The following is a 24,827-nucleotide window of genomic DNA, read 5'->3' as shown; positions in this document are numbered from 1 at the left end:
TTACACACAGCGGATCGGATAGATCAACGCTATGGTACACGTCTATATCGTGGCACCAGCGCCTCCAGTAAGGCGAAGCCAAGGGGATAACCATGGGCGATACTGCATTCATCCTTGATAATCACGCCGCGAGGCTGCACTGACTGGGCAATATGCCGAAGTATAGCTTTTTTAGGATGTAAATTAATAACAAAAAAAAACGCATTGGGTGATTTATTACCCATTATTTCGACAAATTAACAAAAAAAAAGCCGCCACAAAATGTGGCAGCCATCATGTCTGCGTTGCAGTGAGCCTACTCAGTTGGCGTGTTTTTCCGCCATTTTTGCCTGACATTTTTCCATACGCTCTGCTTTTAGCGCTTGGTATTGGGTCTTCTGCTCAGGGGTCAGGATCTGCATCATGGCATGGCGTTGCTTCAACATGGCCACGCGACGATCGATCTGCTGCTCACTCATTGTCTTCGCAAGATCACGGACTGCAGCTTCATCGAAGTTATCCGCCAAAACCAATTGCTGCATTTTCTGATGCTGTGCCTGCATGTCGCTGCGATGCGCCACTTTATCGCTGTGCATCGCTTCACGGTTGGCTTGACGCAACGCCTTCATTTCGTCTTTCTGGGCATCGGTCAAATCTAAGGCGCGGAACATGCTGCGATCTTGCATGCCACAGCCGTGCTTACCACCATCTTTGTGGTGTTTACCGCCACCGTAAGCCAATGCAGAGGCGGAACCGAGTGCCAACGGCAATGCAATCACAAGGGCCAAGGTCTTTTTCAATGAGGTCATGGTGTTCGTCTCCAGGTTGCTTTATCAGCGTAACGTTGTGGGTATGGAGTAAGCTTACCGTCTACAAGGTAAAGGGCTGTCGAGGGAACGTAAAATAGCGTAAAGCTAGGTGGCTTTTGCTTGGCGTACTCCAACGCTTTAGGGATACTTAAGCCTACACGATGATTATAAAGGTGCCCGCATGGCCAAAATTCTGCTTGTTGATGATGATACGGAACTCACCGCTCTATTGACGGATATTCTCGAACTGGAAGGGTTTGAGGTGATCGAAGCCAACAATGGCGAACAAGGCTTAGCCAAGGTGGATGAGAGCGTGGATCTGATCTTGCTCGATGTCATGATGCCGATCATGAACGGGACGGAAATGCTCCGCCGTTTGCGGGAAAAGCACGTCACACCGGTATTAATGCTCACCGCCAAAGGCGAAGAGATTGACCGCGTGCTCGGCTTAGAGTTAGGCGCCGATGATTACCTGCCTAAACCCTTCAGTGATCGCGAACTGTTAGCCCGCATGCGCGCGGTATTACGCCGCACCCAAGTGGCCAACCAAGCCCACAAGAGTGGGCCGGAATGCTTGCGCTACCAAGAGATAGAAATCTACCCCGGCCGGCAAGAAGTGCTGTGTCAGGGGCAACCGATCGAGATGACGGGCACCGAATTGGCCCTCCTCAGCTATTTCATTCAGCATCCGGGCAAAATCATCGCCAAAAATGAACTGAGTCTTGAAGTGCTCGGCAAGCGCCTTGCTCCCTTCGATCGCGCCATTGATATGCATGTGTCGAACCTGCGTAAGAAGCTGCCTGCTCGTGATGACGGCAAAACCTGGATCAAAACCTTGCGGGGCAAAGGCTACTTGCTGGTTGAGGATGCCTAATGAAATTGCCGCAGTTTTCCAGCCTCTATGGCCGTATTTTTGCGGTGTTTTGGCTCACCTTGATGATCGTGGTACTCAGCCTGATCTTGTTGCCGAATCTGGATCCGCGTACCCAACATACGATCCCAGAACCACAACTGCAGCGCTTGCAGGAAGGGGCAAACGAAATTGCCAATGAGCTCGCACAAACCGATGGCCCACTGAAAAAACGGTTAAAGCGCTTTACCGAACATGACAGACACAAAGGCCACCAACTCTATTTCACCACTACAGAAGGCGAAATCATTGCGCCTCAAGGGCGTAATAAGGCCTTACGCAATTTCATCACCATGGCAGACAGCCCAAGCAGCCCAAGACAAAAACTCTATGGCCGCTGGATGATGGCCGGCCCGTTTACGGTCACCTACCAAAACGACACCTTATTGATGTACGTCGGCCGGTTCTGGCGTGAGCCACCGCCATTTTTCATCCGTATTTTGGATAAGCCGCTGCAACTGCTGCTGTTTACCATGCTGGTGAGTACACCGTTATTACTGTGGCTCGCCTGGGCCGTGTCACGCCCTGCACGGCACTTACAGCAAGCCGCCGAACGCGTTGCGAAAGGGGAATTCGAGGTCGATCCGAAGCTGGAATCCGGCCCACGCGAGTTTCAGCAAGCCGGTGCCAGTTTCAACCAGATGGTCGGTGCCATAAATAACATGGTCAGCGGTCAGCAGCGGTTACTCTCTGACATATCCCATGAATTGCGCTCGCCGTTAACCCGCCTGCGTATGGCCACGGCTCTGGCACAGCGTAAGCAAGGGGAAAGCAAAGAGCTCACCCGCATTGATACCGAAGCGGAACGACTGGAAGCGATGATCAGTGAATTACTTGAGCTCTCGCGTATGCAGGTCAACAGCCATGAACAACGCGCATGTTCAGATGCACACACACTGTGGTATGAGATGCTGGAAGATGCCAGCTTTGAAGCGGAACAATGCGGTAAAAACCTGCATTACACCCCCCTGTCGCCGTGGCCGATCAGTGGTAATCCTAACCTGCTGATCAGTGCACTGGAGAATGTCATTCGTAATGCGATTAAATATGGCGATGACACCATTCGTGTGACGTTCACACCGAGTGATACGCAACTCACTATCACGGTAGAAGATAACGGCGAAGGGGTACCAGAACCGGAACTTGGTGATATTTTCCGGCCGTTCTATCGCGTCTCCACCGCCCGTGATCGCAGCAGCGGGGGCACGGGACTGGGACTGGCGATCACCGACAGCGCGATCCGCCAGCACTCCGGCACCATCAACGCTAGCCGCAGTCCACTAGGTGGGTTGATGGTCACCATTGCCTTACCGCTTAGCGGGTAATCAGCCTCACCCGAAGTCGCATTACGCGTCCTTCGGGTGAGTCAGCCACACAAATCCCCCTTTCCCTGCCCGTTTGGTACAATACATCGCCAGATCCGCTTGATGCATCAATTCCGTTAGATTATCGCCACATGCAGGGAACAGCGCGCCCCCGATACTGGTGGATACCGCGATCCCTTGAGCGGTCTGCCAAATGGGATCGTGCAACGCCTCAAAAAATGCCCTCACATGGCCATCAATCGCAGCGATGTTACCGGCACCAGACACGATAACTGCAAACTCATCGCCCCCTAAGCGGCACAACAGTGCCTGCTCGCCAAAAGTCTTGCGCATGCAAGCCGCGACATGGCGTAATACATTGTCGCCAGCCTGATGACCATAGGTATCATTTATTTGTTTAAAATCATCCAAATCAATAAATAACAACCCTGCCGGCTCATTGGCATGGCGCTTCTCTGCCAGCAAAGCACGACCGTGCTTGAAGAACGATAAGCGATTATGCAATTGAGTGAGATCATCCCAATGGGCCATCACATACAAATTATGCGCTTCACCGTGTTTCGCTCGGCAGTAACTTGCGGCCACATACGCCAATAACACCATCAGGCCAGTAACAAACAGTAAAATCACGGTATTGTCTGCCATATACAGCGCTAAAAAATGCCGCGCCGGATTGGGGACAAACGACACCAAACGCCAAGATGTCGAGGTATTCTCGGTGACGTGCTGACCATCAAAGCAATACGGATTGATACGATCTACCGCGCCGATAGTGGAGATCGTGTAAATGCCTTCGTCACTATCCAGTTGCAGATCTTGCTTGCCGTAAATCGTCTCAGACACCCCTGAGTAGACCTGATCCACGGTCAACGCATTGTGGCCAAACATGAAGGCAAATTCATACGCCGGTTTATGACTGTGATACAAAAACTGGCCTTTGTGGTTCACCAACATGTATTCAATACTGTTATCGCGGTGAAACAGGCGCAGCTCATCAATCATGTATTGCGCCAGGTAGTTTAATACCACGATCCCGACCCGCAGGTTCATTGCGTTATAAATCGGCACCACGATGCGGATCATCGGCTTGCGCGGTAATTCAATCACCCCATGTTCAACGTTGAGATCCAGCGGAGAGATATACACGTCCCCGGGGATCAGGTGCAGCCCTTCCTGCACATAATAACGCCCTGCTTTATTCTGCAGTTTTGACGCTGCCACTCGGTAGGCATGATCCTCGCTGTAATTGACCCGTAAGCGCTCGTGGCCTTTGACATCAATAAAACGCACCTGATCATACATACCACTGCGCTGGCTAAAGGCTTGCACATCCAACTCAAAATTGCGTAACGTCGCCTGCTCAATCGGCGTTAACGCCTCGTTGGCATAAAGGGCGTAGACATGGCTGAGTGTTGCCATATCGGCAATGAAAGCCGCATCACGCACCACCGTTTGCATGGCATTATGGATATAGTGTTTTTGCGCGGCCAGAGACAACTCCTGCTGCACCAGCACCTTGTCTTTATAGGCCTGAAAACGCACTTGACTGTGGTAATACACAATCAGAAAAAAGAAAGCTAACAAGAGGAAAAGAAACAATATGAAACGGGGAATAAACGGGTAGTTTTTTGAGCGTTTAAGGTATGGCATAGCGGCTTACAGAAAATCATTTTATAGGCTGCGCAACAACAATCTCCCTATTCATGTTTGCAGTCGTTGAGGTTAACAATGTGAAACATTGCCCTTTTATCATTGGAGTATCGCATCTTTCGCTTTTGATTAACATCCATTCCCCCGCCGCAGAGACGGATAACATGCGTACGTCTATGCTCCCATCGACGTACTCACGTTTTTTGGCTACCCTAACGCCCTATTTCCCCAAGCACTGTCTGCGAGAAGGCTTAAACGATGTTTGATATTGCCCTGTATGAACCGGAAATCGCCCCTAACACGGGTAACATTATTCGCTTGTGTGCCAACTGCGGCGCCAACCTGCATCTGATTGAGCCACTTGGTTTTGATCTGGAAGAGAAAAAACTACGCCGCGCAGGGCTGGATTATCACGATCTGGCGCACGTCCATCGCCATAAAGACTTTGCGGCATTTCTGGCCCACATTGGGGATCGTCGCCTCTTCGCGTGCACCACCAAAACCACCAACTACCACACCAATGCCCAGTTCCAAGAAGGGGATGTGTTGCTGTTTGGCCCGGAAACCCGTGGCTTGCCTGCCGAGTTCATTGCCAGCCTGCCGCTGGAACAACGCCTGCGTATTCCTATGCACCCGGACAGCCGCAGCCTAAATCTGTCCAATGCCGCCGCGATCATTGGTTATGAAGCGTGGCGTCAACTGGGCTTCAACGGCGCGGTATAACGTTACTATTACCGCTGCGTTGCCACTGACGGCATCATACAGACACAAAAAAAGCGAGAGACAACCCTCTCGCTTTTTTTCGTGATAATACGGTCAATTAGCCGTTAGATGCCATCACCGGCGGTAAACGTCTGGCTGGTGCCGTTGAACTGCTGATCCATGTCCATCGACGGCTTTTCACTGTTCGGACGGCCCACTATTTTTGCTGGCACGCCCGCGACCGTGGTGTGTGGCGGTACCGGATTGAGTACGACAGAGCACGAACCGATCTTCGCCCCCTCGCCCACTTCGATATTGCCCAGCACTTTGGCGCCCGCACCAATCATTACGCCTTCGCGGATTTTAGGGTGACGATCCCCTCCGGCTTTACCGGTACCGCCCAGCGTCACGTCCTGCAGGATTGATACGTCGTTTTCAATCACGGCAGTTTCACCGATCACAATGCCGGTGGCATGGTCAAACATGATCCCTTGACCAATTTTCGCGGCCGGATGCACATCCACCTGACACGCAACCGAGATCTGGTTTTGCAGGTACACCGCCAGCGCGACACGGTTTTGTTTCCACAGCCAGTTGGCGACCCGATACCCCTGCAGGGCATGGAACCCTTTGAGATACAGCAAGGGAATGGAATACATGTCGACGGCAGGATCACGCTCCACCACCGCGCGAATATCACAGGCGGCCGATTCGGTAATATAACAGTCAGCAGCGAAGGCTTCTTCAACCACCTCTCGCACCGCCATCGCAGGCATGGATGGGGTCGCCAGCTTGTTAGCCAGGATATAACTTAACGCCGCCGCCAAATTGTCATGCTTGATGATCGTCGCATGGTAAAAGCTCGCCAGCATCGGCTCTTGCTCCGACTGCTGTCGTGCTTCCTGCTTAATTGATTGCCAAACGGCATGTTGTTGACATTCCCTCACATCACCCTCGGTCTGCTTATCGTTGTGATTGACTCAGCTATAACTCTAACGCGCCCAGAAAAAAAAACAACGCGGACTAAATAGCCCACGTTGTTATTCGCGTCAAAGGAAATGGACAACCCGGAGGTTGCCGGTACGCCGTTATTCGACTTTCTTCTCGCGAGCGAGCAAGTCTTTGGCCGCTTCCCGTGCATCTTTACCCAGGTAAAGCACCTGATAAATTTGCTCGGTGATAGGCATTTCAACCCCCATTCGTTGTGAGAGTACCCACACTTCTTTGGTGTTGCGATAACCTTCAACAACCTGACCGATCTCCGCTTGTGCGGTATCGACATCTTGCCCTTGGCCTAATGCCAAACCAAAACGGCGATTACGCGATTGGTTATCGGTGCACGTTAGCACCAAGTCACCCAAGCCCGCCATCCCCATAAAGGTTTCCGGTTGTGCGCCCAACGCGGCACCCAAACGGCACATTTCCGCCAAGCCGCGGGTGATCAGTGCGGTGCGCGCATTGGCACCAAAACCGATCCCGTCAGACATGCCGGCACCAATCGCAATCACGTTCTTGACCGCGCCGCCCAACTGCATGCCGATAAAATCACTGTTGCTGTAGACGCGGAACGTCTTGCTGCAGTGGATTTTTTCTTGCAGATCACGCACGAATTCATCATTCGGCGAGGCCACGGCAATCGCCGTTGGCATACCGGCAGCCAGCTCTTTCGCAAACGTCGGGCCAGACAATACCGCCAGCGGTACCGCTTCACCCAATGCTTCTACCGCCACGTCTTTCAGCAGACGACCCGTTTCAGGTTCAAGCCCTTTGGTCGCCCAACACACGCGAGAATCGTCACGCAAGAAGGGCTTCACATTCGTGAGAACATGGCCAAACACATGGCTTGGCACCACCACTAACAGATCACGGCTGGCTTGTACCGCTTGCTCAAGATCGGCAGAGACAATCAACGAATCAGGAAATGCGACTCCGGGCAAAAAAGCGTCATTGGCGCGGTCGAGCTCAAGCTGTGCCATATGCTCGGGCTCATGCCCCCAAAGGATCACATTCGCCCCGTTGCGCGCTAATGAGATTGCCAGCGACGTGCCATAAGAGCCTGCGCCAAGAACCGTCATACTGATCGCTTTGTTATTGCCTGGATTCATTACGGTGTACCTATTGATTTAACGCGATATGTGATTTAACGCGATATGTATTACGCGAAAAATTACGCTTCAGTGCTTTCTTCAGTGTTCGCTTGTGCTTGGTTCTGAAGGTAGTTCATGAACAACGCATCAAAGTTCACTGGCGCAAGGTTAAGTTGTGGGAACGTGCCCTTCACCACCAAGCTTGAAATCGTTTCACGTGCGTAAGGGAACAGGATGTTCGGGCAGAATGCGCCTAGGCAATGCGCCAATTGTGGTGCTTCCATACCCGCAGCAGAGAAGATACCGCCTTGCTGAACTTCACATAGGAAAGCCGTTTCTTCTTCGTTCTTCACTGTCACAGTCAGACGAAGCACGACTTCGTAAACACCTTCACCTAGCTCACGGCTTTGCGTGTCAAGATCCAGTTTCACATCAGGGTTCCACTCTTTCTGGAACATCTGTGGTGAGTTTGGCGCTTCAAAAGAAACGTCTTTTAGGAAAATACGTTGAATTTGGAAGTTTTGTTGTGCTTCGTTGTTTGCTGCTTCAGCCATTTTAGAGTCCTTTTTCTCTCACGCTCACCGTGTGAGCCTATCAATATCGCAACCATGATATGTATCACAACTGCACAAAAAATTAGGCGCGCCGTTACTGGTCGACGGGATTACTCTCGCGTACGACGCAAGCCTTGATCACTTTTTGCCTTTACCTGATTTGCTGCGGATCAGCGGTAGATTCGCTTCATTCCATGAAATCAGGCCATCTTTGAGTACGTTAACATTACTAAAGCCGGCTTTGTGCAACAGATCCGCACTTTGTTGTGCCGTTTGACCTGTTTTACATACCACAATGATTGGGGCGCTTTTATGGTTTTCAAGCTCGCCCATATTTTGTTCTTTGATTTGACTCGGCAAAATGTGAAGTGCTCCGGCAATATGGCCATTGCGGTACTCATCACGGCTGCGGATGTCGACAAACACACCGTCTTCACGGTTAGCCATCGCGGTAGCTTCGTTAGGGGTGACAATCTGGTAGCCAGCGGTTTTCTGTTTCACATACGATGAAATGATGGCCACAACCAAACCCACCCACACCAATGCCAGGATAGGATTACTTGTTACAAAATCGATGTATTGCTGCATGATGTTCGCTCTATTTTCCTAATATCAGCCAACTGTAACCAGGGGCTAAACTCCACATAATTAAGGCTCCTGAGTATACCCGCGCCAAGCCCGTTGTACAGCAAGATGCCATGATTCCGCGCTCCGGCTCACTCCCTGTCCCCGCATTTCGTTTACCCCTTAAGCGGGATTGCGAATAATTCGCCACTCATAAAAAGTCAAAAAAACTGTGCTTCAGGGCTTACACTCGGGCGAAGAAATGCATATATTTCTGTAGGTAGATAACAATCCATTCACAGCATTGTTTGATCTGATCCTACAATTTGCCGCCTAAAGTGTAGTAAAATTACGGACGTACGACGCCATTACCTTAGCTCATCGCTACGTCCGGACAGCTAAGGTAATGGATCCAAATTATACTCAGATTTCTAACTTTATGAGGGACAGTATATGTCTGCTAAAAAGCCACTGGCTTTGGTTATTCTTGATGGCTGGGGTTACCGCGAAGACAACGCCGATAACGCAATTGCTAACGCCAACACCCCAGTGATGGACGGGTTGATTGCCCATGAAGCAAACACGTTGATTTCAGCATCAGGCATGGACGTTGGCTTGCCAGACGGCCAAATGGGTAACTCTGAAGTGGGTCACACCAACATCGGCGCAGGCCGTGTGGTCTATCAAGATCTGACTCGCATCACCAAGTCTATCAGTGACGGTGACTTCTTTGAGAACGCGGCACTGGTTGGCGCGATCGATAGCGCGGTAAACGCCGGCAAAGCTGTTCACATTCTTGGCCTGATGTCACCAGGCGGTGTCCACAGCCACGAAGATCACATCGCAGCAGCCATTGAAATGGCCGCCCAACGCGGTGCTGAGAAAATTTACCTGCATTGCTTCCTTGATGGTCGTGATACGCCACCACGCAGCGCAGAAGCGTCATTGGCACGCTTTGAAGCCCTGTTTACAACACTCGGCAAAGGCCGTGTGGCGTCATTGGTTGGCCGTTACTACGCCATGGACCGTGACAACAACTGGGATCGCGTTGAAGTCGCTTACGACCTACTCACCGCAGCCAAAGCTGAATTCACCGCAACAACCGCGGTTGAAGGTCTGACCGCCGCTTATGCGCGTGATGAAAACGATGAGTTCGTGAAAGCCACTGAAATCCGTGCAGAAGGCCAAGCGGTTGCGGCAATGGAAGATGGCGATGCCGTGATCTTCATGAACTACCGTGCTGACCGCGCGCGTCAAATCACCCGCGCGTTTGAGCCAGGTTTCACGGGTTTTGCCCGTGCACAGTTCCCGCAATTGGCTGACTTTGTGATGCTGACGCAATACGCCGCAGACATCAACCTAACAACAGCATTCGCCCCGGCAAGCCTGGATAACACCTTGGGTGAGTGGCTATCGAAGCAAGGCAAAAAGCAGCTACGTATCTCTGAAACCGAGAAATACGCGCACGTGACATTCTTCTTCAACGGCGGCGTAGAAGACGAGTTTGACGGTGAATCTCGTCAGCTAGTCGCGTCACCAAAAGTGGCCACGTACGACCTACAGCCAGAGATGAGTGCTCCAGAGCTGACAGAGAAGCTGGTTGCAGCCATCAAGAGCGGTGAGTTTGACACCATTATCTGTAACTACCCGAACGGCGACATGGTTGGCCACACGGGCGTTTACGATGCTGCGGTACAAGCGTGTGAAGCGCTAGACAGCTGCATTGGTCAAGTGGTTGCTGCCATTAAAGAAATGGATGGCCAGCTACTGATCACGGCTGACCACGGTAACGCAGAAATGATGATCAACCCAGAGACAGGCGGCGTGCACACCGCACACACGAACTTGCCAGTGCCGTTGATCTACGTGGGTAACAAAGCATTGACGTTGAAAGACAACGGTAAGCTGTCTGACCTTGCTCCGACCATGTTGGCGCTGTCAGATATCGAAATCCCGACAGAGATGACTGGTCAGGTGCTGTTTGATCTGAAATAATCTCCCCATGCGGGATATGATCACACACCTACACCAAATGATCCGCGCCAGTGCATTATGCACTGGCGCTTTGTTATGCCTGTCGTTTGCTAGCCTGACACTCCCTTCCTTTGCGCATGCCAACCAAGGGCAGCTCGATGGAGTAAAACAGGAAATCACGCGTCAACAGCAACAAGTGGCGGCCAACAAAAAGAAAATCGACAGCTTACAACAAGCATTGCGCCAACAAGAAACCGGCATTGCCGATACCGCCAAAGCAATCCACCAAGCAGAAAAGCGTACGGCATCACTGACCGACTCCATTCGCACCCTTGAACAACAACAAGCCCAATTGCGCCAAGTGCAACTCGGCCAACAGGAAATGCTCAAGGCGTTACTCAATACCCAATACCGCCAAGGCCAGCAGAGCCAACTGGCGTTACTGCTAAGTGATCACAACCGTAGCGATTTGGATCGCTACACCCATTACGCCGAACGCCTCAGTCAAGCCCGCAGTCAAGCCCTTGAAGAGCTCGCGGCCACAACCACCGAATTACAGCTCAAGCAGCATCAACTCAGCGAACAACGCACGCAACAGCAAACGCTGCTGGCACAGTTACAACAGCAGAAAAAACAACTTGAGAGCAAGCGACGTCAACGGCAGAAAACAGTTACCAGTATCAAAGGCCAACTGCAAAACGACAGCCAATACCTGACGGAGTTGAAAAACAATGAATCGCGCCTGATCAAAGAGATCGCCCGTGCCAAAGCGGCGGCAAAAGCCGCAGCAGAAGCCGCCCGTCGCAAAGCCCCAATGGATGGCTTAGCCAAACACAAAGGCAAATTACCATGGCCGGTGAAAGGCGACGTGTTACACAGTTACGGCAGCCCGCAACAAGGGGAACTGCGCTGGAAAGGCATGGTGGTAAAAAGTCCGATTGGCAGCCAGGTCAAAGCCATTTATCCGGGAAAAGTGGTGTTCGCCGACTGGCTACGTGGCTACGGCCTGATGCTGGTGATTGATCACGGCAAAGGTGACATGAGTTTTTACGGTTACAACCAAACTCTGCTGAAAAAAGTCGGTGACAATGTGCAGACCAATGATGCTATCGCCTTGGTGGGTGACAGTGGTGGCCAAGCACAGGCCTCGCTCTACTTTGAGATCCGCCGTAAAGGCAGCCCGTCGAATCCCCGTGCATGGTTGACGCGCTAAGCCCTCATTGAACCAGCGCCCCGACTTCCCCCACGATCTGATACGGATGACCAAACACGAATGACAGAGACGCGATGGATAGCCCGCTGGTTCTCTTTTTTCTTGCTGATGCAACTCTCGCCTGCGGTACTCGCAGACGTACACACGAAAAAGCAATCGACAGAAAAACACGCGGCGAAACTCGCCATCGTGATCGACGATCTAGGCTATCAAGCCATGCCGGATGCACTGGCTCAGCTTCCCGCGGCGATCAGCGTAGCGATTTTACCGGATACCCCGTATGCCACGCAGATCCATCAAGCCGCCAAACAGCAACAGCGGGATATTCTGCTGCACATGCCGATGGAGCCCAGCCGCCCCGCCCCTTTAGAACCCAGTACCCTGATGTGCGATATGGACAAAGCCACGCTGCAGGCAACATTGCGCCGCGCCTTACAGCAACTGCCTAACGCTGTCGCCATCAATAACCACATGGGCAGCGCATTGACACAAGACGCTCAAGCCACCGGCTGGGTCATGGAAGTGCTTGCTCAGCAAGGGCTGCATTTTTTAGACAGCCGAACGACCCCGCGATCTATCGCGCACGAACAAGCCGCGCGGCATCAGGTTGCGGTATTACACCGACATGTTTTTCTCGACCACGAACGCAATGCCCCCTTCATCCGCCAGCAATTACGCCGTGCAATACAGCAGGCTAAACGCCACGGTTACGCCATTGCTATCGGTCATCCCTACCCCGTCACGCTAGAGACGCTACAACAGTGGCTCCCTCGGCAGCAGCACGCTGACATCTCGTTAGTGAAACTGTCCGCACTGTATCCTTCCCATCCGCAACCCTCGCCAGTGCACACGGCACACCGCTGATCACACCCAGTGAGTTGAACCAAAATCGACCGCGTTATTCAGAAGAATCCGACGCCGCTCGCGCTTGTACGACCTGCGTACAATAGTGCGCCTCAAGCTGCAAGACTTGCGTTTTACCGGCCGCTGTCGTCAGCGGACGCACAATCCCCAACATCTGCAAAACCCCCTGATAAATCACTGCTTTGGTAATGGTCGCGCCTGGCGCCTGCGTGGTTTGGTAGAAAATCCAGCTCGAGGCAACCAATTTCAAATTGCTTACCAAATTCAGCAACTCATTATCGTCTAAGTCCAACAGACCACTGTCGCGGAAACTGTTCATGATCACCATGATATTGCCGTGCAGGGTTTCTTGTGCGACCAAATATTTTTGCTGCAAAGCAGGGTCACGACGCAAGATATCAGGCAAGTTGGCATAGAAGAAACGATAGCGCCACATCAGCATAAATACCGAGTCTAAATAGACCAACAGGTTATCCGCCGTGATCGGCGTTTGCTCAAGGGGCTGAAAATGAATACTGAGATCCTGCGCGTATTGATCGAAAATACTGTGTATAATCTCTTCCTTATTGCGGAAGTGATAATACAGATTGCCGGGACTGATCCCGAGATGGGCAGCTATATGGTTCGTCGTTATATTCGGCTCACCGCTTTCATTGAACAGCGCCAGTGCAGCTAAAATAATTCTATCGCGGGTCTTCATTTGTTTCTCACTTCTCAGCCCATGACATGAGCAATCTGTTCATACTATCATAACGATAATTCTTCACCGTGGCATATCTATGCCGCATCACCCACATTGAACACGGGAATAGCCATGATAATAGTAACTGGCGGCGCCGGTATGATCGGCAGCAATATCGTCAAAGCCCTCAATGCACAAGGTCACCGCGACATTTTGGTGGTAGACAACCTCAAAGATGGCACCAAGTTTGCCAACTTGGTAGACCTCGACATTGCGGATTACATGGATAAAGATGATTTCATCGCCCGTATCACTGCAGGTGATCACTTCGGTCAGGTTGACGCAGTGTTCCATGAGGGCGCTTGCTCATCCACCACGGAGTGGGACGGCAAGTATATGATGCGTAACAACTATGAGTATTCTAAAACGCTGCTGCACTACTGCCTAGCCTGCCGCATTCCCTTTTTGTATGCCTCATCGGCTGCTACGTATGGCGGCCGTGACCATAACTTCATTGAAGAACAACCGTATGAAGGCGCACTGAACGTTTACGGCTATTCCAAGCAGCAATTTGATAACTATGTTCGCCGCTTGTGGCAAGAGGCGGAACAACGCGGTGAGCGCTTGTCGCAAATCACCGGCTTTCGCTACTTCAATGTCTACGGCCCACATGAACAGCACAAAGGCAGCATGGCCTCTGTCGCCTTCCATCTGAATACCCAAATCAGCCAAGGTGACAACCCGAAACTGTTCGAAGGTTCAGACCGCCTGAAGCGCGATTTTGTTTACGTCGGTGATGTCTGCAAAGTAAACCTATGGTTCTGGCAACAGGGTATCTCCGGCATTTTTAACTGCGGAACGGGCAACGCCGAAGCCTTCAGTGAAGTGGCCAAAGCCGTGATCGCATTTCATGGCAAAGGCGCTGTCGAGGAAATCCCTTTCCCTGAGCATTTAAAAGGACGTTATCAAACCTTTACCCAAGCGGACCTCACCAAAGTCCGTGCCGCAGGCTATACCGAGTCCTTCAAATCAGTGGCTGAAGGCGTCGCCGAGTACATGGCCATTTTGAATCAATAAACAATAGGCGGGTTATGAACGAACATTACGACAAACAGGCCTATAACCCAGCATTCAGCTGGGTTTTTCTTCATCCCAAATACTGGGGTACTTGGTGTGCGGTTCTGATCGCCTCGCTGATCAGCCTACTGCCACATCGTGTGCGCCATGCACTGGCAAATGCTTTTGCGAAACAAGCATTGAAGTTAAACAATAAAGCTAATCAGCGAGCGCGCATCAACCTGAAAATGTGTTTCCCTCATCGAACCCAAGATGAGCGCGAAGCCATGCTGTTGAACAGTTACGTCACGGCAAGCAGTTTTTTAATGGGCTTTGCCTCACTAAGTTTGCGCAGTAAAGACTGGTTGGAAAACAACACCGTGATCCGCGGCGAAGAACACTTAACGGATCTCAAAGCCCGGGGGGAAAGTGCCATCTTATTGGTGCCACACACCTGGGCGATTGATATTCCAGCCATTTTATTGGCTTCACGTGGCTTGCCTGTATCGGCCATGGCCAAGAAGCAAAAAAATGAAGTCTCTGACTGGCTCATGCATCATCAACGCGTACAGTACGGCGGTCGTGTATACGAACGTAGCGGCGGCATCAAACCCTTCATCAAATCCATCCGTGAGGGATATCTGGGGTATTACTTGCCAGATGAAGACTTAGGCCCTGAGCACAGCGTGTTTGTGGACTTTTTTGCCACCACTAAAGCCACCATTTCAGGTTTGGGCCGCCTAGCCAAACTGAGCCGCGCCAAGATAGTGCCACTGTACGCCATCTATAACAGTGAAACAGGCCAGTATGAGATAGAAATTTCAGCGCCACTTGACCCCTTCCCGCTTGAGACAGAAGAGCAGGATGCACGCAGAATGAACCAATGTATTGAACACTATGTGACGGCGCGCCCTGAGCAATACATGTGGATTTTACGTTTGCTTAAAACCCGCCCGAATGGCGAAGCAAATCCCTACGAGACCCCAAAATAACATGCTGAAATCTAACGCATCACGCATCATGCTTGTTTCCATCCTAACAGCAGGTTTCCCCCTGCTGTGTCTCGCCTACGGAAAAGGCTACAACTTGGCTGCAAGTTTACTTCTGCTCACTTCACTGTTTTTTATTCCACAATGGAAAAAAATCAAGATCACCTCAGAAGTCAAACTGGTCATCGCGACTTTTGGCCTGTATTTCGGCAGTTATGTGTTATCAACGCTACTACATCACGATGAGTTATCGAAAATCGATCAACCAAGCCGCATTGTATTGGCGTTACTTATTTTTGCTCTTTTGCTGCGCTATCCACCTAAAATAAGCTGGCTATTTACCGGTATTTTACTCGGTTCAACATGCGCAGGGATCACCGCAATCTATCACATTTATGGACTGCATCTAGAGAGAGCCTTTACCGGATTAGATACATGGTACCTTTCTGGTTACATGCCCATTCAATCAGGTAATATGGCCATGACTCTTGCTGTTATGAGTGTTGCCATTACCATATATTATGCAAAGATGCAGCAGTGGAAACTCTGTGCAGTGGCATTCATCGCGTCAAGCTTAGGTGTCTTAGCAAGTTTATTATCAGCCAGTCGCGGTGGATGGATTTTCCTGCCACTCGCATTAATCTATTTACTCATGGCCAATCGTCACTCTCTGAATAAGCAGTTGCTGACCGCGATCGTGCCACTCTGCCTATTAAGCAGCGCTGTGATTACTCAAATTCCAACAGTGAATGCACGCGTACAATCCGCCGTCAGTGAAATAGCTCAATATAATCAAGGGCATGAAAACTCTTCGCTAGGCGTCCGTTTTGAGTTATGGAAAAGTGCGATCTACACTTTTCAAGAATATCCCCTTCTCGGCGCGGGGTATGATGGCAGACAACAGCTCCGTGAGCATTGGGGTGATCTTGGATTTATCGATAAGTCCATCTCACGCTACCCGGTACACTCTCACAATCAATACCTTGAAGACTTATCGGTTCGAGGACTCATGGGGATAACCGCTTTAGTTCTCTTATTCGCCGTGCCTTTTTCGATCTTCCACCGCAACCTCGCGCAAGCAAAAACCGCGTTGGCTGCCGCCGTCAACCAATGCGGAGCCGTCAGCATCATTTTGATGGTTGGGTATCAACTCTCGCAAGCTATGTTTCGGCACAATTCCGGGATCATTTTCTTTTCGATCATCACAGTTATTTTTTTAGCATCCAGTTTGATGCTTAAACAAGGAAAAGCATCATGAGAATACTTGTGCTTAGCTCGTACCATGACGCATGGAACAGCGTTCGCCCAGAAGCGGAGATGTTCATTGAGATGGTGAACCAAGGCCATGATGTCACCCTCATGACACAAGGTGACGCTGAATACATTGAACGTTTTAGACAAAACGGCATCACCATCATTGACTGCTACCCAACACGTAAAGTCTGTTGGAAAACCATTAAACATATTCGCCAAGAACTGCGTCGTAAGCATTACGATGTCGTGTATGCGCTCAACTCTAAAACCATTCCCAATGCTGCGTTTGCTTGTGTCGGTTTCCCTAAAACACGCCTTGTTTCATACCGCGGTACCGTTGGTGGGATCTACCGCCATGACCCTTCGGCTTACTTAACACATTTACACCCGCGTATTGATGGTATTTCGTGCGTTGCGGATGCTGTTACACAATCCGTTCGAGAAAAAGTGTGGTTAGATAATGAAGACGTACAAACCATCTACAAAGGGCATGATTTAGCGTGGTACCAAGCAGAACCTGTTGATCGCTCCGTACTTGGTCTATCTCACGCCGATACCGTATTAATTTGTGTCGCCAACGCCCGTAAAAGCAAAGGGGTACATGTACTTCTAGCGGCGATGGTGCATTTAGCCACCCTTCCCCACTTGCATCTCGTCCTCGTTGGACGCGACATGGATACGCCTGAAAATAAACAATTAGCGCAAGATAGCGGCATGAGTGAGCGTATCCATTTCCTTGGCTATCGCAAAGATGTCCCCGAGTTAATGGCCATGGCAGATATTCAAATCCAGCCCTCGATCAGTGGAGAAGGTTTACCTAAAACTATCATTGAAGCGATGGCGATGGGAAAACCCTCGGTTGTGACCACAACAGGGGGCAGCAAAGAATTAGTAGCCGATAACGTATCCGGTTATGTCGTTGAAACCAATAACGCACAAGCCCTCGCAGACAAAATTGCACGCTTAGTCCGTGATGAGTCCCTACGCCATCAGATGGGTAGCGCGGCGAAACAACGCTTGCAAGAACATTTTTCGATACAAGCGACAACCCGCCAGCAACTCACCTTTTTTGCATCCATAAAAAAATAAGGCTTTCGCCTTATTTTTTTAACGCTCGCTGCATCAGCTTAATTTTCGTTTCCAGATACGACGGATACACATAGCGGCAACGTTCAAATTGTAATTGAGCACGAGCAAGCAAAGGGAAATCAAGGTTGTAATCATTGTCACAATATTGACGATATAACTGCTGCCACTCTTTATACTGATAATGAGCACAACGTCCCTTCGCACGAGACACCCGCGCCTTACCTAAAAACTTCGAACATAACCCCAATCCAATTTCATTGGCCTCAGCGATAATCAAATTGTTCGCTAAACATTGTTCAGACTGCTCGATTTTCTCTGCGCTGTTATCTAATAGGCTGTTCAAATTAATCGTTGCATCAAATTTTTGTAGTGCTTTGAGAAAAAACCACTGAGTGCAATCAACAACGTAGTCAGGATAACCCGGATTGTATTTCTGCTCAGTCGTAGGAACAAAATCATCCTCAAACGGCAAGTCCCACAATGCCAGTAGATCTTCGGTTAATCCAAAATAAAAGAAATCACTGACATGAAAGGCGACACGGTGCCCCTTTGCGAATTTACGTGTAAAAATATTCGGTACGACAACACGTTCTTTTAAAAATTGATATTCAGTACATCGAGCCGGATACGCTTGCTGCATAGCAACGAATACATTGGACACTAGATAGTTATCACTGCGTAATTTGACTGCATACGGTGTCTTTACCCGTTTTAGTCCCTCTAATGTTGAGACTATTTGCCGATGGTTATTATACTTTTGAGGATTACCATCAATATTGATATTTCGACTATTTTGACCGGGATCGTCACACTCCACCAGTTCATCAAAGTCTAATCCTGATAGATCTTGGTTTTTCCACGTAGAAAGAATGACATGTGCACCGGGCAAGTACTTTCTCACTGAATTGAGACAACGATGAGTAATGCCTTCATCTTGTTCACGGCCATTAAAACTATGTACAGGACCTTGCACAACAACTGTAATAGCATTGAATTCAATCATAATAAACCTTTATTAAACTGTATTTTTAAGAAACCTGTAATAATAAATAGATGGATATCCTAATATTTATTTCTATTTCATCCATACTGCCATTTCAGTCATCTATTCGCTCGACCGTGACAAATTTCTTAATTCTCAATCTGTTGTGTATTATCATATAAAGTATCAATATATCATATGGATAGTCTGTACATGAAACGATTAATTGTTGACTTAGATGGAACCCTGACAGAAGCCAATACCTCTGATTACAGAGCGGTACGCCCTTACCAAGAAGTCATTGATCGACTTGTAGAATACCGAGAAAAAGGCTTTGAAATTGTCATCTGTACTGCACGTAACATGCGTACCTACGAAGGCAATGTCGGCAAAATCAATATCCACACCCTCCCTATCATCGTTGAATGGCTTGATAAGCATCAGGTTCCTTATGATGAAATCATTATCGGGAAACCGTGGTGTGGTCATGAAGGCTTCTATATTGATGATCGTGCCATTCGTCCTTCTGAATTTGCTTCTCTCTCCTTAGAAGAGATCAACGCCCTTATAGCGAAGGAAAAGAAATGTTCTTAATCATGTCGGCAGCGTATGTCGGTGTCGAACTACAATCTGAATTTGGTGCGATCCCTCCCAGCCTGTTACCGCTGGGAAATCGCCGTTTGTTCCAGCATCAACATGCCTTGATCCCTGCGGGCGTCACAAAGTATCTCTCTCTACCAGAATCCTACTCACTCTCACAGATGGATGCAGACTGGTTAGCGGACAATGATATTACGGTACTGTCTTTACCTGATGGCCTATCATTAGGTGCTGCGTTAGTCGCTGCGCTTAACTTGGTTGACAGCCCTCTAGATAAACCCCTGCATGTTCTCTTCGGTGACACGCTCATTACCCCACTGCCAACGGGGAATGATATCGTCTCTGTTTCTGACGTGGAAAATAGCTACAACTGGGCGCGTATCAACCAACACTCAGCGCAAGAGTGGCTCTCTGATTCCTCAATTTCTCTGACTCAAAATACACCGATAGTCTCCGGGTACTTCAAGTTCAGTCAACCGCGTCAATTAATGAAATGCCTAACAAAAAGAAACTGGCATTTTCTAGAAGGGCTCAATCTCTATAAAAATGAAATTGGGCTACAGACTGTAAAATCAGATAACTGGCTGGACTTTGGTCACGTTAATACCTATTACACCTCCAAAGCAAAATTCACCACACAGCGTGCGTTTAATGAACTTGTCATTACACCTGAGTGGATTGAAAAATCCAGTAGCAAGAATATTAAAATAAAAGCAGAAGCGAACTGGTTTGAGCATTTACCTGCAACCATGCGTAATTTCATCCCTCAATTTATGGGATGTCATGATGATGACGGTAAATTCAAATACCGATTAGAGTATTTACATCATACTGCCCTTAATGAGCTCTATGTTTTTTCTGAATTACCACCGATGGTATGGAAAAACATCTTTAGTGGTTGTTTGAACTTTATTGCACATTGTCAGCAACATCACGCCACGGACAATGATACGGCCTCATCCTTGAATAACTTATTTGGTGCTAAAACCAAAGAAAGACTCATGATTTTTTGTGATGACCGACAATTTTCATTGGATGACAAATGGGTATTTAATGACCTTTCTGTGTCTATCAATGAGATCCTTGCAACCACCGAACAATGGTTACCACAAAATGAAGACGTTCACACTGTCATGCATGGTGATTTTTGTTTCAGCAATATTCTCTATGATTTTAGAACAAACCGAATAAAGACCATTGATCCGCGTGGCTTAACACACGATAACGTTCTGACGATTTTTGGTGACAGCCGTTATGACGTCGCCAAACTGAGTCATTCTGTTTTAGGCATGTATGACTGGATCATTGCCGGCTATTATCACGTCAATATTCAGGATAACAACATTCAGTTTGATATCGCTGGATTGGAAAAGCAGCGCGACATTCAGCAACTATTCGTTGAAGCGGTAAACCAAACCTGTCATTTGTCTCCAATGAATTTGTATGCGATGCAAATTCACCTGTTCCTGTCGATGCTACCGCTGCACGATGATGACAAACAACGACAAGACGCACTGTTTGCCAATGCATTCCGACTGTATCAAACCTTAGTAGGATATACACAATGATCATTATTCCAATGGCGGGGCTAAGCTCTCGTTTTTTCAAAGCGGGCTACACACAGCCTAAATACATGCTTGAAGCCAAAGGCGCGACGCTTTTTGATCATGCGGTCAACAGTTTCCGTGCTTACTTTCACTCAGAGACGTTTGTGTTTATCGTCCGCAATGTCTACGACACGCCGGCATTCGTTAAAGAACGAGCGACCGAACTCGGGATCTTGTCCTTCCACATTGTGGCCCTCGAAGAAGAGACCCGTGGACAGGCAGAAACCGTATACCTGGGATTACAAAATTTACCGGTTGACGATCAGCCTATCACTGTCTTTAACATTGACACCTTCCGTCCAGGCTTTATCTATCCCGACTTAACCCAACTGGGCGCGGGATACTTAGAGGTATTCCAAGGCAGCGGCGATAACTGGTCTTTTACTAAACCACGTTCGTCAGATTCGACCGAGGTTATCGAAACAGCTGAAAAACGTGCGATTTCAGACCTATGCTGTACCGGTTTGTACCATTTTGCTCAGTGCTGCGACTTTATGGCCGCGTATGAACATTACCTCAACTTGCCACAGTCTCAGTGGGAAAAAGGCGAGTTGTATATTGCGCCACTCTACAATCACCTGATTCAACAAGGCAAAACCATTCACTACCACCTCATTGCACGCGATGACGTCATTTTTTGTGGCGTTCCCAGTGAATACGACGAGTTTCGCAACGCATAACTTGCAAGTACGCTAGCACCACTCCGCAGTACCTCATCGCCTCATGAGGTACTGCACTTTTCCCATGAGCGGCGTTCTACCCCCTAATAACCCAACTCTCTGCCCTTCTCCTCAGAAAAAAATCAAAAATAACAAAGAAAACTTATCGGCCAATTAGTAAACTATGGAGACTTAACAACATTTATAACGTCGCTTTATGAAAATTCTCATCATAGGTCCATCATGGGTGGGTGACATGGTTATGTCACAATGTCTTTACACAGAACTAAAAAAAATGCACCCAGGTGCGGTGATTGATGTGATGGCGCCGGGATGGTGTAAGCCCGTCCTTGAACGCATGGTTGAAATCAACCAAGCCATTGAAATGCCATTAGGCCACGGTGATGTCAGCTTGCTCGCTCGCTACCAGCTTGGCAAGCAGTTACGCACCCAACAGTACGATCGCGCGTATATTCTGCCTAATTCAGCCAAATCCGCATTGATCCCCTTCTTCAGTGGTATTCCTTGTCGTATTGGCTGGAAAGGCGAAATGCGCTACGGGCTTCTGAACGATCTGCGTAATAACAAAAAAGCCTTTGATCTGATGATTGAACGCTACATCGCCCTCGCCCATCCTGCGGCGGAAATGACCGGCTCCGGATGTTTAACGGATATGCCTCATCCTGCTTTACAGGTCGATAAAGTCAATCAACAGCAAGCGATGGAAAAATTCGGTTTGTCATCAGACCGTATCGCCATTGGCCTGTGTCCAGGTGCCGAATTTGGCCCCGCCAAACGCTGGCCTGAAGAGCATTTTGCCACCGCAGCCCAGGAACTGATCGACCAAGGCTTCCAAGTCTGGCTGTTTGGTTCACAAAAAGATCGCGAAGTCACCGACAAGATTAAAGCCAAGCTCAGTGAGCAGGCTCAGGCACACTGCCACAACGTCGCCGGCAGTACGTCTCTTATTGAAGCGATCGATTTATTAGCGGCCTGCGATACGGTCGTCAGTAACGATTCGGGGTTGATGCATGTGTCAGCGGCCGTCGGATGTAAAGTGGTGGCATTGTATGGTTCAACCACACCGGGTTATACGCCACCTTTGGCCAAACACGTTGAAATTTTGCATACCGATATTGAATGTCGTCCCTGCTTTAAACGTGAATGCCCGCTTGGCCACCAGAAATGCCTGGTTGACCTTGCGCCACAACGTATTTTGGATGCGATCGAACGTTTACAGCATCATCAGGCAAGCTCATGCTAATGCGTTGCCTTTATACGCTGCTGCTCACGTTAGTTTCACCGGTTTTACTCTTCGGTTTATACCGTAAAAAACCCGGAAAGCCGACGTTTGGGCCACGCTGGAAAGAGCATTGGGGCCTCACGCCGGCGCTGTCGTCTGCGACTAACCCTATTTGGATCCATGCGGCGTCAGTGGGAGAATCGCTTGCGGTGATCCCTGTGATCAAAGCGCTGCAGCAGCAGTATCCTAACATCCCGATTGTGGTGACCACCACAACGAGTACCGGGGCAGAGCAAATCATGAAATTAGGCAATGGCGTGGAACACCGCTACATGCCGATTGATTTTGCTTGGTGTGTGCGCGGCTTTCTGAAAGCCATTCAGCCACGACTTTTTATCATCGTAGAAAGAGAGCTGTGGCTCAATACCCTCACCACCGTGAAACAGCACGGCATTCCCACGGTGGTGATCAATGCACGCCTCTCAGCACGCTCTGCACAAGGCTATCAGCGTGCTCGCGCGTTCAGTCAGCAACTGTTAGCCCCTCTAGATAAGATCCTGTGTTTACATCAGGATGATGCTGAACGCTTTATTGCACTTGGCGCAGCATCTGACAAGGTGCATATCACAGGGTCCATAAAATACGACTTAACGCTTCCTGCGTCTTTGCACGATACGGCACACGTCTTGCGTCAGCAATTAGGTGCTCAACGCCCTGTTTTTATCGCTGCCAGCACGCATAAAGGGGAAGATGAACTCGTGTTGGACGCCTATAAACACATCCAACAGCAATATCCGGATGTGATAGCGATCATTGTCCCTCGTCACCCTGAACGGTTTGATCAGGTCGCACACCTTTGCCAACGGCGGCAGCTTATTTGTGCCCGACGCAGCCTTCAAGATACCGTGACACCCGCAACACAGATCTACCTTGCCGATACCATGGGCGAGATGTTGATCATGCTTGCCGCCGCGGATGTCTGTTTCATTGGGGGCAGCCTGTTAGGTGATAGCGTCGGTGGGCACAACGTGTTGGAGCCCGCGGCGGTGGCAAAGCCAACGCTCACAGGTCCAAGTTATTACAACTTTGCGGATATTACCGAGCAACTCTCCCAAGCGGGAGCCGTGTTGGTTTGCCAAAATAGCCAACAACTTGGCGAACAGATTTGTGCGTTATTTTCTGCGCCTGAACAGCGTCAACAGATGGGCCAACAAGGGGAAGCTGTGGTTAAACACAACCAAGGTGCCATCCACAAAACGTTGCACTGGCTCGCTCCCTACCTGACACATTAAGTGCTATACCGCTGCTGTGCCATACCCTTGGCACAGCAGTTGCCAATCCGCTTCCTGCCAATGGATATGAAAACGACCCACCTCTTTCATAAAAGAACGCTTTAAACGGGCTAAATTTTTCTCTTTCCAGTGCTCGCCTTGCTGTTGGTAGCATTTATCAAAGTCAATCAACCAGACCTGTTGTTGCGCATCTAACAAAATGTTGTGTGCATTTAAGTCCGTATGACAGACCTGCAAATCATGCATGCGACGGATCATTTGACCGATCTGCTGCCAGCGTTCGGCTTCAATAGGCTGACGCTGTAATATGCCCACAAGATCCTCACTGCCATTGATTTTTTCAACCAAGATATCCGCCTGATACGTCAGGCCTGAACGTACTGCTTGTGCAGCCACAGGGCGCGGCACATTCACGCCACCCTCAACCAACCGCTGTAGTATTTGCATTTCTTGGTAGCTGCGAGTCTGTTTCCACCCTGTAAACCAATAGGCATCACTCACGACCTTGCCAAATAGCCCGCCACGACGGTAGTGACGTAAGGCCATATCACACTGCGTGCCACGCACAAACCACGTCGTCCCTCGCCCTTGTGCCGAGCCAATAATAGCAGATTGCGCCTGCCAAAAATCGGCATCAAACGCATCCCGCGCCCTGTCACTCTCCAGCAATTGTGGATCGACCCAAATCGCGCGGTTATTTTCAATAATTTCTTGCATTTCAGTCTCTCCAATCCTGATCGTAA

General features: G+C 49.4%; 24 protein-coding genes. 15 read left to right on the top strand and 9 right to left on the bottom strand.

The features are described 5' to 3' along the window. Positions 1-299: 299 nt before the first annotated feature. Positions 300-788 (bottom strand): CpxP family protein, encoded by a 489-nt coding sequence (locus ACSF8W_RS16870; RefSeq protein WP_500848364.1) that lies wholly within the window; start codon positions 786-788, stop codon positions 300-302. A 181-nt stretch (positions 789-969) separates the two neighbouring features. On the opposite strand from ACSF8W_RS16870, the gene ACSF8W_RS16865 reads away from it, so the two are divergent. Together ACSF8W_RS16865 and cpxA are read left to right on the top strand one after the other, a co-directional pair. Then, positions 970-1,662 (top strand): response regulator, encoded by a 693-nt coding sequence (locus ACSF8W_RS16865; protein WP_500848363.1) that lies wholly within the window; start codon positions 970-972, stop codon positions 1,660-1,662. Then, positions 1,662-3,023, top strand: coding sequence for an envelope stress sensor histidine kinase CpxA (gene cpxA, locus ACSF8W_RS16860; RefSeq protein ID WP_500848362.1), 1,362 nt, complete (start codon positions 1,662-1,664; stop codon positions 3,021-3,023). Before ACSF8W_RS16865 ends, cpxA begins: the two co-directional genes overlap by 1 nt. Before the next feature lie 21 nt (positions 3,024-3,044). Here cpxA and ACSF8W_RS16855 read toward each other — a convergent pair whose 3' ends face one another. Further along, the gene (locus ACSF8W_RS16855) at positions 3,045-4,673 is read right to left on the bottom strand and encodes a sensor domain-containing diguanylate cyclase (RefSeq protein ID WP_500848361.1); all 1,629 of its coding nucleotides are present in this window, start codon (positions 4,671-4,673) and stop codon (positions 3,045-3,047) included. Positions 4,674-4,931: 258 nt separating this feature from the next. On the opposite strand from ACSF8W_RS16855, the gene trmL reads away from it, so the two are divergent. Beyond that, positions 4,932-5,396, top strand: a complete 465-nt coding sequence (gene trmL, locus ACSF8W_RS16850; protein ID WP_500848360.1) for a tRNA (uridine(34)/cytosine(34)/5-carboxymethylaminomethyluridine(34)-2'-O)-methyltransferase TrmL — start codon at positions 4,932-4,934, stop codon at positions 5,394-5,396. A 104-nt stretch (positions 5,397-5,500) separates the two neighbouring features. Here trmL and cysE read toward each other — a convergent pair whose 3' ends face one another. The 4 genes from cysE to ACSF8W_RS16830 form a co-directional block, all read right to left on the bottom strand. Continuing rightward, on the bottom strand, positions 5,501-6,322 hold the full coding sequence (gene cysE / locus ACSF8W_RS16845) for a serine O-acetyltransferase (protein WP_500848359.1): 822 nt from the start codon (positions 6,320-6,322) through the stop codon (positions 5,501-5,503). A 141-nt stretch (positions 6,323-6,463) separates the two neighbouring features. Further along, a complete protein-coding gene (gene gpsA / locus ACSF8W_RS16840; protein WP_500848358.1) occupies positions 6,464-7,480 on the bottom strand; it encodes an NAD(P)H-dependent glycerol-3-phosphate dehydrogenase in 1,017 nt (338 codons plus the stop codon). A gap of 62 nt (positions 7,481-7,542) precedes the next feature. Further along, complete coding sequence (secB, locus tag ACSF8W_RS16835; protein ID WP_500848357.1) at positions 7,543-8,016, bottom strand: protein-export chaperone SecB; 474 nt, start codon at positions 8,014-8,016, stop codon at positions 7,543-7,545. A 138-nt stretch (positions 8,017-8,154) separates the two neighbouring features. Further along, positions 8,155-8,604: a rhodanese-like domain-containing protein gene (locus tag ACSF8W_RS16830; protein ID WP_428475943.1), complete on the bottom strand. Its 450-nt coding sequence runs from the start codon at positions 8,602-8,604 to the stop codon at positions 8,155-8,157. A 429-nt stretch (positions 8,605-9,033) separates the two neighbouring features. Here ACSF8W_RS16830 and gpmM point away from each other — a divergent pair, with 429 nt between their 5' ends. The 3 genes from gpmM to ACSF8W_RS16815 are packed head-to-tail and all read left to right on the top strand — an operon-like array spanning position 9,034 to position 12,631. Next, entirely contained in the window at positions 9,034-10,575 is a 1,542-nt protein-coding gene (gpmM, locus tag ACSF8W_RS16825; RefSeq protein WP_500848356.1) for a 2,3-bisphosphoglycerate-independent phosphoglycerate mutase, read from the top strand. A 16-nt stretch (positions 10,576-10,591) separates the two neighbouring features. Continuing rightward, the gene (locus ACSF8W_RS16820) at positions 10,592-11,767 is read left to right on the top strand and encodes a peptidoglycan DD-metalloendopeptidase family protein (protein WP_500848355.1); all 1,176 of its coding nucleotides are present in this window, start codon (positions 10,592-10,594) and stop codon (positions 11,765-11,767) included. A gap of 60 nt (positions 11,768-11,827) precedes the next feature. Then, positions 11,828-12,631: a divergent polysaccharide deacetylase family protein gene (locus ACSF8W_RS16815; RefSeq protein ID WP_500848354.1), complete on the top strand. Its 804-nt coding sequence runs from the start codon at positions 11,828-11,830 to the stop codon at positions 12,629-12,631. 34 nt (positions 12,632-12,665) lie between these two features. Here ACSF8W_RS16815 and ACSF8W_RS16810 read toward each other — a convergent pair whose 3' ends face one another. After that, positions 12,666-13,331 carry a TetR/AcrR family transcriptional regulator gene (locus ACSF8W_RS16810; RefSeq protein WP_500848353.1) on the bottom strand — a complete coding sequence of 222 codons (666 nt, stop codon included), beginning with the start codon at positions 13,329-13,331 and terminating at the stop codon, positions 12,666-12,668. Positions 13,332-13,445: 114 nt separating this feature from the next. On the opposite strand from ACSF8W_RS16810, the gene rfaD reads away from it, so the two are divergent. Genes rfaD through ACSF8W_RS16790 form a run of 4 tightly spaced genes read left to right on the top strand, consistent with a single transcriptional unit; the run spans position 13,446 to position 17,701 of the window. Then, positions 13,446-14,390 carry an ADP-glyceromanno-heptose 6-epimerase gene (rfaD, locus tag ACSF8W_RS16805; protein ID WP_500848352.1) on the top strand — a complete coding sequence of 315 codons (945 nt, stop codon included), beginning with the start codon at positions 13,446-13,448 and terminating at the stop codon, positions 14,388-14,390. A gap of 14 nt (positions 14,391-14,404) precedes the next feature. Then, the gene (gene lpxM / locus ACSF8W_RS16800) at positions 14,405-15,361 is read left to right on the top strand and encodes a lauroyl-Kdo(2)-lipid IV(A) myristoyltransferase (protein WP_500848351.1); all 957 of its coding nucleotides are present in this window, start codon (positions 14,405-14,407) and stop codon (positions 15,359-15,361) included. Between the two features lies 1 nt (position 15,362). Further along, positions 15,363-16,616 (top strand): O-antigen ligase family protein, encoded by a 1,254-nt coding sequence (locus ACSF8W_RS16795; protein WP_500848350.1) that lies wholly within the window; start codon positions 15,363-15,365, stop codon positions 16,614-16,616. Continuing rightward, positions 16,613-17,701: a glycosyltransferase family 4 protein gene (locus tag ACSF8W_RS16790; protein ID WP_500848349.1), complete on the top strand. Its 1,089-nt coding sequence runs from the start codon at positions 16,613-16,615 to the stop codon at positions 17,699-17,701. Before ACSF8W_RS16795 ends, ACSF8W_RS16790 begins: the two co-directional genes overlap by 4 nt. Before the next feature lie 10 nt (positions 17,702-17,711). Here ACSF8W_RS16790 and ACSF8W_RS16785 read toward each other — a convergent pair whose 3' ends face one another. Then, the gene (locus tag ACSF8W_RS16785) at positions 17,712-18,704 is read right to left on the bottom strand and encodes a WavE lipopolysaccharide synthesis family protein (RefSeq protein ID WP_500848348.1); all 993 of its coding nucleotides are present in this window, start codon (positions 18,702-18,704) and stop codon (positions 17,712-17,714) included. A 192-nt stretch (positions 18,705-18,896) separates the two neighbouring features. Here ACSF8W_RS16785 and ACSF8W_RS16780 point away from each other — a divergent pair, with 192 nt between their 5' ends. From ACSF8W_RS16780 to waaA, 5 genes are all read left to right on the top strand, one after another. Continuing rightward, positions 18,897-19,277 (top strand): HAD-IIIC family phosphatase, encoded by a 381-nt coding sequence (locus tag ACSF8W_RS16780; protein WP_500848347.1) that lies wholly within the window; start codon positions 18,897-18,899, stop codon positions 19,275-19,277. Continuing rightward, the gene (locus tag ACSF8W_RS16775) at positions 19,268-20,851 is read left to right on the top strand and encodes a capsular biosynthesis protein (protein ID WP_500848346.1); all 1,584 of its coding nucleotides are present in this window, start codon (positions 19,268-19,270) and stop codon (positions 20,849-20,851) included. The genes ACSF8W_RS16780 and ACSF8W_RS16775 overlap by 10 nt, the downstream gene beginning before the upstream one ends. Further along, entirely contained in the window at positions 20,848-21,570 is a 723-nt protein-coding gene (locus ACSF8W_RS16770) for a glycosyltransferase family 2 protein (protein WP_500848345.1), read from the top strand. Before ACSF8W_RS16775 ends, ACSF8W_RS16770 begins: the two co-directional genes overlap by 4 nt. A 196-nt stretch (positions 21,571-21,766) precedes the next feature. Beyond that, positions 21,767-22,813: a lipopolysaccharide heptosyltransferase II gene (gene waaF, locus ACSF8W_RS16765; protein ID WP_500848344.1), complete on the top strand. Its 1,047-nt coding sequence runs from the start codon at positions 21,767-21,769 to the stop codon at positions 22,811-22,813. After that, positions 22,807-24,084, top strand: coding sequence for a lipid IV(A) 3-deoxy-D-manno-octulosonic acid transferase (gene waaA / locus ACSF8W_RS16760; protein WP_500848343.1), 1,278 nt, complete (start codon positions 22,807-22,809; stop codon positions 24,082-24,084). The genes waaF and waaA overlap by 7 nt, the downstream gene beginning before the upstream one ends. 3 nt (positions 24,085-24,087) lie before the next feature. Here waaA and ACSF8W_RS16755 read toward each other — a convergent pair whose 3' ends face one another. After that, entirely contained in the window at positions 24,088-24,801 is a 714-nt protein-coding gene (locus ACSF8W_RS16755) for a 3-deoxy-D-manno-octulosonic acid kinase (protein ID WP_500848342.1), read from the bottom strand. Positions 24,802-24,827 lie beyond the last annotated feature (26 nt).

The sequence above is a fragment of the Photobacterium sp. 270122K genome (assembly GCF_059941365.1).
The sequence above is the reverse complement of the archived record's forward strand: the minus strand, read 5'-3'. Positions and strand labels throughout refer to the sequence as shown.